General features: G+C 54.7%; 9 protein-coding genes, 1 pseudogene and 1 riboswitch. Of the genes and pseudogenes, 7 read left to right on the top strand and 3 right to left on the bottom strand.

The features are described from left to right. Window positions 1–10 precede the first annotated feature (10 nt). The 6 genes and pseudogenes from PUZ33_RS04770 (at window position 11) to PUZ33_RS04745 (ending at window position 6,900) form a co-directional block, all read left to right on the top strand. On the top strand, window positions 11–745 hold the full coding sequence (locus PUZ33_RS04770; RefSeq protein ID WP_252107677.1) for a fimbrial biogenesis chaperone: 735 nt from the start codon (window positions 11–13) through the stop codon (window positions 743–745). A 2-nt stretch (window positions 746–747) separates the two neighbouring features. Next, window positions 748–1,809, top strand: coding sequence for a pilus assembly protein (locus PUZ33_RS04765; protein WP_058680858.1), 1,062 nt, complete (start codon window positions 748–750; stop codon window positions 1,807–1,809). A 214-nt stretch (window positions 1,810–2,023) separates the two neighbouring features. Continuing rightward, the gene (locus PUZ33_RS04760) at window positions 2,024–2,581 is read left to right on the top strand and encodes a fimbrial protein (RefSeq protein ID WP_058680857.1); all 558 of its coding nucleotides are present in this window, start codon (window positions 2,024–2,026) and stop codon (window positions 2,579–2,581) included. Between the two features lie 73 nt (window positions 2,582–2,654). Beyond that, window positions 2,655–5,093: pseudogene (locus PUZ33_RS04755) on the top strand (fimbria/pilus outer membrane usher protein). A 9-nt stretch (window positions 5,094–5,102) separates the two neighbouring features. Then, window positions 5,103–5,858, top strand: coding sequence for a fimbrial biogenesis chaperone (locus PUZ33_RS04750; protein ID WP_058680856.1), 756 nt, complete (start codon window positions 5,103–5,105; stop codon window positions 5,856–5,858). Further along, a complete protein-coding gene (locus PUZ33_RS04745; protein WP_058680855.1) occupies window positions 5,842–6,900 on the top strand; it encodes a type 1 fimbrial protein in 1,059 nt (352 codons plus the stop codon). Before PUZ33_RS04750 ends, PUZ33_RS04745 begins: the two co-directional genes overlap by 17 nt. 45 nt (window positions 6,901–6,945) lie before the next feature. Here the strand turns inward: PUZ33_RS04745 and ribB are convergent, their stop codons facing one another. Continuing rightward, the gene (gene ribB / locus PUZ33_RS04740; RefSeq protein ID WP_008502964.1) at window positions 6,946–7,599 is read right to left on the bottom strand and encodes a 3,4-dihydroxy-2-butanone-4-phosphate synthase; all 654 of its coding nucleotides are present in this window, start codon (window positions 7,597–7,599) and stop codon (window positions 6,946–6,948) included. A gap of 106 nt (window positions 7,600–7,705) precedes the next feature. Then, a riboswitch (FMN riboswitch) is annotated at window positions 7,706–7,856 on the bottom strand. Between the two features lie 121 nt (window positions 7,857–7,977). Here ribB and ubiK point away from each other — a divergent pair. After that, the gene (ubiK, locus tag PUZ33_RS04735; protein ID WP_014833304.1) at window positions 7,978–8,274 is read left to right on the top strand and encodes a ubiquinone biosynthesis accessory factor UbiK; all 297 of its coding nucleotides are present in this window, start codon (window positions 7,978–7,980) and stop codon (window positions 8,272–8,274) included. Window positions 8,275–8,353: 79 nt separating this feature from the next. Here ubiK and hldE read toward each other — a convergent pair whose 3' ends face one another. Beyond that, on the bottom strand, window positions 8,354–9,784 hold the full coding sequence (gene hldE, locus PUZ33_RS04730; RefSeq protein ID WP_013098758.1) for a bifunctional D-glycero-beta-D-manno-heptose-7-phosphate kinase/D-glycero-beta-D-manno-heptose 1-phosphate adenylyltransferase HldE: 1,431 nt from the start codon (window positions 9,782–9,784) through the stop codon (window positions 8,354–8,356). A 40-nt stretch (window positions 9,785–9,824) separates the two neighbouring features. Continuing rightward, window positions 9,825–12,683 carry a bifunctional [glutamate--ammonia ligase]-adenylyl-L-tyrosine phosphorylase/[glutamate--ammonia-ligase] adenylyltransferase gene (gene glnE, locus PUZ33_RS04725; RefSeq protein WP_114078616.1) on the bottom strand — a complete coding sequence of 953 codons (2,859 nt, stop codon included), beginning with the start codon at window positions 12,681–12,683 and terminating at the stop codon, window positions 9,825–9,827.

Here is a 12,683-nt window from a genome sequence, read left to right as displayed (position 1 = left end):
GATGAATAAAATGAACATCACGATGATTTCAAAAGGACTTATCTGTTTCCTTGGCACGTGCAGCTTTGCCTGGGCCACCGTATCGCCCGACAGAACACGCATCATTTTCAACGCCTCCGCAAAAAGCGTGTCGATCAGACTGATAAACCAGAGTAAAACCGATCCTTATCTGGCTCAGTCGTGGATTGAGGATAAAGAGGGTAAAAAAACGCGCGAGTTTATCTCTCCTGTTCCGCCACTGTTGCGTATCGAGCCGGAGGAACAGGCGCAGGTTCGCCTGATGGCGCAGCAAAACCTCAGCCGACTTCCAGCCGATCGAGAGTCGCTGTTTTATTACAACATGCGGGAAATCCCCCCCAAAGCCGAGCAGAAGAACGTGATGCAAATTGCCATGCAAAGCTGGCTTAAACTGTTCTGGCGGCCAAAAGCCATTGAGCTGAAGGAGGGCCAGTTTGTCCCGCTGGATAAGGTGGTTATATCCCGCGCCTCGGGTACGCTGCAGTTTAAAAACAGCAGCCCCTATTACATCACCGTGGGCTATATCGGCCTGAACGGTAAAACCTTATTGCCGGGCGCAGAGAGCGTAATGATTGAGCCGTTTGGTCAGGCCAGCCAGTCACTGGCTAAGCTGCCCGCTGAATTTCAGGTCGGCTATATCAGCGATTATGGCGGTCTGGAAATGTTTAAGGTGAGTTGTAACGCGGTGCAGCCTGCCTGCCAGAGCAAACCGGTGAATAAGGGATAATGATGAAAAAAATATATCTCGCGGTGATTGCCCTTTTATGTTTGTTCTCATCCTCCGCATGGGCGATGGACTGTTACAAAGATTCAATGGGCGGCCAAAGTCTGGTCACAACAACGCTCCCGACGTTCACGGTCCCAGCCAACGCCCCAGCCGGACAAAAAATTTGGGAAAGCGGCGATTTGCTGGTGACGGTATATTGCGATCACGCCACCCGCGACAGTACAAAACCTGTCTCGCAGGATCCCTGGAGTGAACACGTTTATGCCTATATCCTGGACAGTTTTCATAACACCGATAGCCTGATAACCAACAATCCCTATCTGGCGTTTGGCGTAACCTATAACGGTATTGACTATGATATCCCCGATATCAAAATTGATACGGGAGCCTGCCTTGATAAGCAGGATGATAAGTGGGGTGACTACAAGGAAGCAGCCTGCAATGGCGTCACAATTCAGAAAAACGTCACGTTTAGCGTGCGCTTTCGTCTCTACGTAAAGCTAAAAGCGATACCAAAAGAGCAGTTTGACTATACCTTTCCCTCCGTCACCGTGCTGACGTTTGACGGTTCAGGCGGAATCAACACGCTTTCGAATGCAAAAAACCTGCATTACGACATTACCGGGCTGTCAAATATTCACTTCCTGGACTGCGGTGTGGATATCCGGATCTACCCTGAAAATCAGATTGTGAATTTTGGCCAGTTTACGGAGAGCGCAGTCAACGCCAACGCCGTCACCTCACCGTTTAGCATTTCGACAATCCGGGATGCCACTGCTGGCTGTTCAGAACAATTTGACGTAACGACCAGCTTTTACACCACCGATACGCTCTACGATGATACGCATCTGGACATGGGAAATGGTTTACTCATGCGTCTCATTGATAAAACCAACGGTGACGTGACGTACAACCAGTATCTTCCTTTTGCAACCTATCATCCTGATGATACGGAGACGACGCTGACGCACGACTATACGGCGGAGCTAACCCGTAAACCTGGTGAAGCCGTTATTCCTGGACCATTCAGTAAAGACATTATTGTCAAAATCAATTATCAATAATTGATCAAAAAGCAGACCAGCATCTTCTTTTGGTCTGCTTATTTAGCCCCTCGCCCTCTTTTTTCTATGTAAGCCATTCACTTCAATAATTAATAAACGCATACTTAAAGAGTCTTTAATTATTTTTTAATCACTCATTGTTACAATTAGCTTTAGAATACAACCGCCTCAAACATCAATATCTCTTAAATATTATTCATAACAAGGATATTTCATGCGAAATATTTCAAAAACACTTTTGGCGGTTGCTTTAGGCTCTTTTATCTCTGGCAATGCACTGGCAAGCGATCAGGGCTCCGGTAAAATCACCTTTAAGGGCGTTATTATTGACGCACCATGCAATATTGCACCAGACAGTATTGATAAAGAGATTGAACTTGGCCAGTTCACCACGGCGGTGATGAATGTGAATAAAAAGTCCACGGCGGTACCGGTTGATATCAACCTGGAAAACTGCCAGCTTGACGCAACGGATGAAACCGCAACGCCCGTCACCAAAGTGGACGTAACCTTCAGCAGTACCGCTACCGACGCAACCGATACCAGCCTGATGAGCAACACCTATGCGGGCGGCGCGCAAAACGTGGGCGTTCGTCTGCTGGATAATGCGGAGTCCCCTATCACGCTTGGTACGGCACAAACTGTCGATCTTTCTGCGGGTTCAACGACCCAGACGCTGCACTTCAAAGCGCAGATGGAAGTGGTTGATGGTAAAACAGCAACGGCAGGCCAGGTCGAATCTACCGCGAATTACGTCCTGTTGTATAAATAAGCCCATACCGTTAATTATATTTCGGCTGGCAATATATTTGCCAGCCATTGCCGTAATTTTATTTGAGAGCTGAATGATGAAATACAGTGCATTCTCGATCATCATTGCTGGCTTTCTTACGCCTCTTCCACTGGCCGCCGTTGAATTTAATATTAACGCTATCGATAAAGATCAGCGCGGCAATGTTGATTTATCCCAGTTCAAAGATAAGAACCACGTTGCGCCGGGTCATTATTTCGTTAACGTTGCAATTAATAATACGCCACTCGCTAACGGCTGGCAGTTAGCCTAGTATAAAAAAGGCGATACAACGGAAGTCTGCATTCCGTCCGATCTGGCGGACACTTTTGGTCTGGACGATAAATACCGCAGCATGCTGACGGTTAACGCGGGCTGTGTCGACTTTTCCCCGCTTCCGCAGGTTCGTTTCGAGTTTATTCAGGCGACGCAAACGCTGGAAGTCACCCTACCTCAGGCCTGGCTACAGTACCGTTCCACCAACTGGATGCCGCCCGCGACCTGGGACAACGGTGTCTCAGGCGTGCTGCTGGATTACAATCTGTTTGCCAGCCGCTATCAGCCAGATGAGGGGGCAAGCAGCGATAACGTCAATACCTACGGGACCGCTGGCGCCAACCTGGGCGCCTGGCGACTGCGGGGAGATTATCAGTACGCCCTTAACCGTACGGATGGGAGGTCGCAGAGCGACGGGCGCCTTTCTCGCGCCTACCTTTTTCGCCCTCTGCCTGCACTTGGCTCAAAGTTCACGCTGGGTGAGTCAGATTTTCAGTCGGATATTTTCGACGGATTTTCCTACACCGGAGCCTCACTTATCAGCGACGAGCGTATGCTTCCCTGGTCTCTGCGCGGCTACGCGCCACAAATTTCTGGTATTGCTCAGACGAATGCCACCGTGACCGTCAGCCAGGCAGACAGAATTATCTATCAAACCAAAGTCCCACCGGGCCCTTTCGTTATCCAGGATATCAACCAGTCCGTACAGGGAACGTTGGACGTCACCGTCGCCGAAGAAGACGGTCACACCAGCACCTTTCAGGTTTCTGCTGCCTCTGTGCCTTTCCTGACGCGAAAAGGCCAGGTTCGCTATAAGCTGGCGGGCGGTAAACCCCGTCAGGACAGCTCGCATCAGGTCGAAAGCGAGGCCTTTTTAAGCAGCGAATTCTCCTGGGGCGTACTGTCCCGGACCTCCCTGTACGGTGGGATCCTGAACAGCGGTAATGATTACCGCGCGCTGGCGGCAGGTATCGGGCAGAACATGGATATGCTGGGCGCGTTGTCATTTGATGTCACCCAGGCCAGCAGCCAGCACGAGGGGGAAGCAAAGCAGACGGGATACAGTTACCGCATCAACTACAGCAAGCGTTTCGATACCACCGGGAGTCAGCTCACGCTTGCCAGCTACCGCTACTCCGACAGCCGCTTTCTCAGCTATGCCCGCTTTCTTGAAAAAGACCAGGAGCACGCGGAAACGGAAAAACAGACGCTAAGCATCACTGCCAGCCAGTACATCCCCGCCCTGTCGCTAAACCTTTACCTTGGTCTGCTGCGCCAGACCTGGTGGGACAGAGCCCCCTCCACCACCGGCACGCTCACGGCAGGATACAACTTCGACCTTGGCCGCTGGAAAAATCTTGGCGTGACGGCCTCATGGAGCAAAACACATTATCAGGATCAAGGCGATGACACGCAGGTTTACTTCTCTTTAAGCATCCCCCTCGATCCGGTTCATCGCCTCAATTACGATCTGAGAAACAGCGACACGACGCGTCAAACGCTCTCCTGGTATGACTCTTCAGACAGTAACAATACCTGGGGGATATCCGCTGGTACCGAGAGCGAAAAAACTGACGCCGGGGCGCAAGTCAGCGCCAATTATCAGCACTATGCCGGGATGGGAGATCTGCACCTGTCCGGAAGTTACAAGGCCCATGACTACCGTTCCGTCAGCGCGAGCTGGAACGGCTCGTTTACCGCAACCGCCCACGGGGCGTCGCTTCATCGCCGGAGCTACGGCAACGAACCGCGCGTGATGGTCAGCACGGAAGGGATCGGCAATATACCGCTGAATATGTCCCGCGATGCCACCAACATGTTTGGTATTGGCGTCCTGCCCGCCTTTTCGAGCTATATGCCCGCCAGCGTACAGGTCAATCTGAATAACCTGCCAGAGGGTGTCGATGTCGATAACCACGTCATTCGCTCCACCTGGACCGAGGGTGCAATCGGTTATCGGCTGATTGCCTCCCGTCAGGGTCAGGATGTTGCCGGGATCGTGCGTACCGCCAGCGGCACGCCGCCTCTCGGCGCCCAGGTGCGTGAGCAGGATTCAGGCAAAGAGGTGGGCATTATCGCCCAGGACGGACATATCTGGCTGGGGGCGGTAAAAGCTGAACAGCACTTTATCGTCACCTGGGGAGACGATCAGCAGTGTCATTTCTCCCTGCCAGCCTCTCTTGACAACACCACGCAGCTGATGCTGCCCTGCCAGTAACTTATCACTATGAAATCATACGTTTATTTAGCAGCATTCCTGTTTTGTGGCTCCAGCGTCTCGCAGGCGGCAATTAACCTGGACAGGACGCGCATCGTCTTTGCCGAAAGCGATAAAGCCAGCAGCCTGACCATTGAAAACCAGAGCAAATCGCTTCCCTATCTTGCCCTCGCCTGGGTGGAGGATCGGGACGGGCGCAAAGAGGACACCCATTTTATGGTCCTGCCGCCTATTCAGCGCATTGAACCCGGCGCCTCGTCACAGGTGCGGATCGTGAAACAGGCCGCGACGCAACAGCTGCCTGAGGATCGGGAAACGCTGTTTTATTTCAATCTGCGTGAAGTGCCGCCCAAAAGCGGGAGCCTGAAAGAGGAGCGCAGCGTCATGCAGGTGGCAATGCAGAGCCGCATAAAGTTGTTCTGGCGGCCGGAAAGCATTCGTAAAAAAGCAGGTGAAGAGACGGAGATGCAGCTGTCGGTGACGCTGTCGGGCAAAACCATGCACCTGAAAAACCCAACGCCCTATTTCATTACGCTGGCGTGGCTGAGCAATAACGGAAAAACCATGATGCCAGGCTTCGACAGTCTGATGATTAGCCCGTTTGCGACCAGTACGCTGACGCTGAGTGAAACAGAAGGAACGGGCTACAGCATAGGTTATATTGATGATTATGGTGCGCTACGCAAGGTCAATTTAACCTGTACCGGGTCAACACCATGCACGCTAACGCCGCGCAAGGCAGGGCAAAATGCGACATCTCGCTAAGCTTTTCCTTTTTATGCTGGTGATGTGCCCCCTTAAGCAGGCGCTGGCGCTGAACTGCTACCTTGGCACACAAAATGGTCCGGTGGAGCAAACCAAAACGGTGTCAGAATTCTCAATCCCCAGCACAGCAAAAGTTGGGCAAAAGATTTGGGAATCCAGCGATATCAAAATCCCCGTGTATTGCGACAGAAATACCGCGTCAAATCATGAGAACGAAGACGTCTTCGCCTGGGTGAACCCTTATCCGTCAATGTCGGATCCTTACTACGAGCTCGGTGTGACCTACGAGGGTGCAGATTACGATGCCATCGGGCAAACCTACGGCGTGGATACCCGTCAGTGTCTGGACAACAACAGCCTGAGCAAATACACGGCCGAACAGCTAAAAGCGATGGGCTGGGAGAAATACATCTGTTCGGGGAATGCGTGGGATGTACATACCTCACGAACCTTTGCGGCACGCTTCAGGCTGTACGTTAAGCTCAAAGCGATACCGCCTCAGGGCTACGTCAGCACGCTTGGTGATTACATCGTCGTGCAGTTTGACGGCAAAGGCGGCGTAAATGCGCTTCCTGATGCCAAAAACCTCAAATACCACATTAACGGGCTGGAAAACATCAGGGTACTGGACTGCGGAGCGACGTTCAGTATTTACCCTGAGAATCAAGAGATCGACTTTGGCACCTTCAGCGCACGTGACATCGTCAATCAGGGCACGCGTACGCGAACGTTCTCGGTTAAAACCAGTAAAGTACAGGATGCGCAGTGTTCAGACGGATTTAAGATCGACTCGTCGTTCTATACCGATAGCGAGCTGACGGCCAGTGATACGGCGTTGCTGATTGGTAATGGCCTGAAGCTGCGCATTCTTAACGGCACACAGCCCTACACCTTCAATCAGTATGATGAGTACGCTGATTTTACCGGTTCGGTGCTGCATTTCGAGACCACGTACACCGCTGAGCTTTCACGTGCAGAGAGAAAGGGTATCGATTCTGGTCCTTTTGAAACGGTCGTGCTGTTTAAAATTAACTACCACTAGAGACAAAAAAGCCGGGTTTCCCCGGCTTTTTCATTCATGCACCGTTCAGCTGGCTTTACGCTCGTGCGCCTGACGGTACTCGATCAGATCTTCAATCGTCACGACCGGCATGTTGTGCAGGCGTGCAAAGGTGATGCACTCTGGTGCACGCGCCATGGTGCCGTCATCGTTGGTCAGTTCACACAGTACGCCTGCAGGTTTGAAGCCTGCCAGCGTCACCAGATCGATGGTCGCTTCAGTGTGGCCACCACGGGTCAGCACACCACCCGCCTGCGCACGCAGCGGGAAGACGTGGCCAGGACGGTGCAGGTCGGATGGCTTTGCGTCATCGGCAATTGCTGCACGGACAGTAGTCAGACGGTCAGCCGCGGAGACACCGGTAGTCACGCCATGCGCGGCTTCGATGGTCACGGTAAAGCCGGTACCAAAGGCGCTGGTGTTGTTTTCGACCATCATCGGCAGCTCGAGCTGCTTACGGCGGTCTTCGGTAATACACAGGCATACGATGCCGCTGCCGTGACGGATGGTCAGCGCCATCTGCTCAACGGTCATGTTTTCGGCGGCGAAAATCATGTCGCCTTCGTTTTCACGGTTTTCATCGTCAAGCACCATCACGCCGCGGCCTTCGCGCAGGGCATCCAGTGCATGTTCAACACGTTGAGTTGAAGTGCCAAAAGAGGAAAGTAGCGTCTGATTCATGGTAAAAAAACCTCATTAACATTATGGTTACCAGAATCAGGGCAGTCTTAGGAGCGCCGTATAAGCGGCAAAAAGATAACGTGAGCGGGCCCATGCCCGACTGGATCGTTACTCTCTCCCATCCGGACTTTAACCGTCGGCCCCGGAATTACACCGGATCTGCTGACCTTTGAGAGTTCACCCAAAGCGCTCGCGGGCTTTCAGCATGACGCTGATTTACCGCCGGTGGGGAATTTCGCCCCGCCCTGAGAATAAGCGAGATAACTATAACGCTATTGATTAACCTGGGCAATGCATAAGCTTCAAACAAATCTGCTTTATCCTGGAGCATGACGCGCTACAATGTTCATCAACACCGTCTTATCAAGGGAAGCCACTATGATTGACCCGAAGAAAATTGAGCAAATTGCGCGTCAGGTTCATGAGTCCATGCCAAAAGGCATTCGTGAATTTGGTGATGACGTTGAGAAGAAAATCCGCCAGACGCTGCAGGCGCAGTTGGTTCGCCTTGATTTAGTGAGCCGCGAAGAGTTTGACGTGCAGACACAGGTTCTGCTGCGCACCCGTGAAAAGCTGGCGCTGCTGGAACAGCGTCTTACCGAGCTGGAAAACCGGAATACGCCAGCGGAAGTGAAACCCGCACCGGCGATTCCACCTGTGGATGACCAGGAGTAAGTGCGGCCTGTTGTGCCCTCACCCTAGCCCTCTCCCACGGGGAGAGGGTAAAAAAAACGGGCCAACTGGCCCGTTTTTTTTACTGACTGTCTTTCTGGATCTTCTTGATGATGTTGGTGGTTGAACACCCGTCCTCAAAGTTGAGCACCATCACTTCACCGCCGTTGGCCCAGACCTCTTCGCTGCCCGCGATTTGCTCCGGTTTATAGTCGCCGCCTTTCACCAGCAGATCCGGCAGAATGCCTGCAATCAGGCGCTGAGGCGTGTCTTCTTCAAACGGCACCACCCAGTCCACCGCTTCCAGCGCGCCGAGCACAATCATACGCTGCTCCAGCGGATTCACCGGACGCGTTTCGCCCTTCAGACGTTTGGTCGAGGCATCGCTGTTCACTGCCACAATCAGACGATCGCCCAGCTTGCGTGCATTCGCCAGATAAGAGACATGGCCCGCGTGCAGAATGTCGAACACGCCATTGGTCATCACCACTTTCTCACCGCGTTTACGCGCAGCGGCAACGGCCACTTTCAGCTCTTCTTCCGTCATGACGCCAAAACCGGTATCGGCGCGCCCGCGCACGGCGTTTTCCAGTTCAATTGGCGAAACGGTAGAGGTCCCAAGTTTACCGACAACCACGCCCGCCGCGGCGTTCGCGAAGTAGCACGCTTCTTCGAGGGAGTTACCCGCCGCCAGCGTTGCCGCCAGTACGCCAATCACCGTATCACCGGCACCCGTCACGTCATACACTTCCTGCGCCTGGGTTGGCATATGCAGCGGCGCCTTGCCCGGCTGCAGCAGCGTCATTCCCTGCTCGGAGCGGGTCACCAGCAGTGCAGACAGCTCGAAGTCAGCGATGATCTTCATACCGCGCTCGACGATCTCCGCCTCCGACTTGCACTTGCCCGCCACCGCTTCAAACTCAGAGAGATTTGGCGTCAGCAGCGTTGCGCCGCGATAGCGCTCAAAGTCAGTGCCTTTCGGATCGATCAGTACCGGCACATTGGCTTTACGCGCCAGCTGGATCATCTGTTGTACGCTTGCCAGTGCCCCTTTGGCGTAATCAGACAGTACCAGCGCGCCGATATTGCCCAGCGCCTGATTAATGCGCTCGTGCAGCGGCTCAGGATCCACACCCTCAAACCCTTCTTCAAAGTCGAGGCGGATCAGCTGCTGGTTACGCGACAACACGCGCAGCTTGGTAATGGTCGGGTGCGTCGGAACAGAAACGAAATCGCACTTCACGTTCACGTCCGCCAGCGACTTGCTCAGCGCGCGCGCCGCATCGTCGATACCGGTGAGGCCCACCAGACGCGAATGCGCGCCCAGAGAAGCAATGTTCATCGCCACGTTTGCCGCGCCGCCAGGACGCTCTTCAATGGTATCGACCTTAACGACCGGTACCGGTGCTTCCGGGGAGATACGGCTGGTCGGCCCATACCAGTAGCGATCCAGCATCACATCGCCGACAACCATAACTCCAGCACGTTCAAACTCTGGCAGTGTTACTTTCATTCCTGACTCCAGAAAGATTCACAATTTGCGCGCGATGATATCACACTTGTTTTGTTACGCACGGTTCCACCAGCCACTTCTGCCAGCTCGCTTTCACCTGGTCGCGTTCATGGGTAAAGCAGTCGAGCGCCACGTGGCCCGGCTGTTCCTGCAAGGCGAGGTGGTGCAACTCATCGCGCAGCGTGGTGTAGGCGCGGGTTAAGGCCAGCGCTTCCTGCTCATCCATGATGTCGTTTTGCGCAAGCAGCTCCAGAATGCGCACATTATCCGACCAGCGGGTCAGCTTCGGCTTGTCATGCGCGTGCAGGAGCACCAGATACTGGGTGATAAACTCAATGTCGGTAATGCCACCCTCATCGGCTTTAATATCAAACCGATCGCGGTGTTTATTGCCCAGATGCGCACGCATTTTTTCACGCATTTCGCGCACTTCGGTCTGCAACTTACTGCCTTCACGCGGGGTGGTCATCACCGCTTTACGAATGGCATCAAACTGCGTTTTTAACTGCGGATCGCCATACACCACGCGGGCGCGCACCAGCGCCTGATGCTCCCACGTCCAGGCTTCGTTTTTCTGATAATCGGCGAAGGATTCCGTTGAGGTCACCAGCATACCAGCCGCGCCGGACGGGCGCAGACGGGCATCCACTTCGTACAGAATCCCCGATGACGTGCGGGTGCTGAACAGGTGCATAATGCGCTGAGCCAGACGCAGATAGAACTGGCGTCCGTCAATTTCTCGCTCGCCGTCGGTCATCACGTCTGCCGGGCAGTCGTGCAGGAAGATTAAATCCAGATCGGAGCTGTATCCCAGCTCCCACCCGCCGAGCTTGCCGTAGCCCACCACGGCAAAACCGCGGCCTTCTCGTTCAGCAAGATGTTTTGGCTGACCGTAACGCGCCACCATCTGGATCCACGCCTGATGCACCACCGCATCGATGATCGCTTCCGCCAGCCAGGTTAAGTGATCGCTCACTTTCATCACCGGCAGCGTTTCGGCAATATCCGCCGCCGCGACGCGCAGCATCTGGGCCTGTTTGAACTGGCGCAGCGCCTCCAGCTGCTGCTCTTCATCTTCTTCCGGCACGCGCAGCAGATACTGGCGCAGCTCATCGCGGTAGGCATCGGTCGCCGTCGGCTGATAGAGGGTATTGGGATCGAGCAGTTCATCCAGCAGCAGCGGGTAACGCGCCAGCTTGTTGGCCACCATCGGTGACGCCGCGCAGAGCGTAATCAGGTGCTTCAGCGCCCCCGGGAATTCGCTCAGCAGTTCAAGATAGGTGGTACGCGTAATGATGCCGCTCAGCAGCGGCATCATGCGGGAAAGCGGCACCGGGGCGTCGGCACGGGAACAGACATCGCTCAGCAGGTGCGGCATCAGGTGATCCAGCACCTGGCGACCACGCGGACCAATGGCACGCTTGTTGAGTTCGAGGCGGAAATCGGCGATCAGCGCCACCACCCGATGGCGATCGTCGTCGCTCAGGTGCGCCAGCACGGGCGTGGTGTCATCTTCCTGCAGGGCATCCTGCCACAGTTCACGCCAGTGTTCAGAGAGCGTATCGTCCTGCGATTCGCTTTCATCATCGCCAATCAGCTCGTTAAAGATACGGCGCACGCCTGCCATATGCGCCTCCAGCCGTTCGGTCAATGCGGCCCAGTCGTCCACGCGCATGCCCCAGGCCAGACGTGCCCGGTTCAGGTCATCCCCCGGCAGGGTCTGGGTTTGCTCGTCATTGATGCTTTGCAGGAGATTTTCCAGACGACGCAGGAACAGGTATGCCTCACGCAGGGTTTGCGCGTCCCCCTCTGGCAGGAGATGGAGTTGCTCAATCGCCGACAGCGTCGGAAGCAACGAGCGGGATTGCAGCGACGGCTCGCGACCACCGCGGATAAGCTGGAAGACCTGGACAATAAACTCGATTTCACGAATGCCACCCGCGCCGAGCTTAATGTTATCTTTCAGCCCACGACGGCGTACCTCACGGGCGATCATCCCTTTCATGTTACGCAGGGACTGGATCACGCTGAAGTCGATATAGCGACGGAACACAAACGGGCGCAGCATGGCGCGTAGCTCGTTGGCGTAAGCGTCGTCGCTGTCACCCATGATCCGCGCTTTGACCATCGCGTAACGCTCCCAGTCGCGCCCCTGCTCCTGGTAGTAATCTTCCAGCGCCGCAAAGCTCAGCACCAGCGGGCCGCTGTCGCCAAACGGACGCAGACGCATATCCACGCGATAGACAAAACCGTCCTGCGTCGGCTGATCCAGCGCCTTGATCAGACGCTGGCCAAGACGGGTGAAGAACTGGGCATTGTCCAGTTCACGACGGCCTCCGCGCGTGGAGCCGTTCTCCGGCCAGGCAAAAATCAGGTCGATATCGGAGGAGAAGTTCAGCTCGCAGCCACCCAGCTTGCCCATCCCCAGAATCAACAGCGGCTGAGGAACCCCTTCCTCGCTGCACGGCGTGCCCCACTCTTTACAGCAGGCGGCGTAAAGCCAGTCTCGCGCAGCGACAATCAGCGTCTGCGCCAGCTCGCTCAACTGCTGGAGCGTGCTCTCTTCGCTGACCAGCTCAAGCGCCTGCGCCCAGGCAATGCGCACCATCACCCGGCGGCGAAACTGGCGCAAAACGCGCATCAGCGTGGCTTCATCCGCCACCTCAGCCAGCGCGCTTTGCAGCCAGCCTGCATAATGCCGCCACTCGTCAGCCTGCGGCGGGGCGTTTTCAAGCTCCACCAGCCAGTCCGGGTTAGTAGTAATACTTTCCTGCACAAAATCACTGAACGTGAGCACGCACTTTGCCTGCTCGCTTAACGATGACGCCGGTAATGACTCAGGCAGACGTTCGCAAACGGTCTGCCACTGCTGCTGTAACTGCGAAGAAAGCGGCATTAT

Source organism: Enterobacter cloacae complex sp. 2022EL-00981 (assembly GCF_028737495.1).
GTDB lineage: Bacteria > Pseudomonadota > Gammaproteobacteria > Enterobacterales > Enterobacteriaceae > Enterobacter > Enterobacter cloacae.
This window is presented reverse-complemented; position numbering and strand designations above follow the sequence as displayed.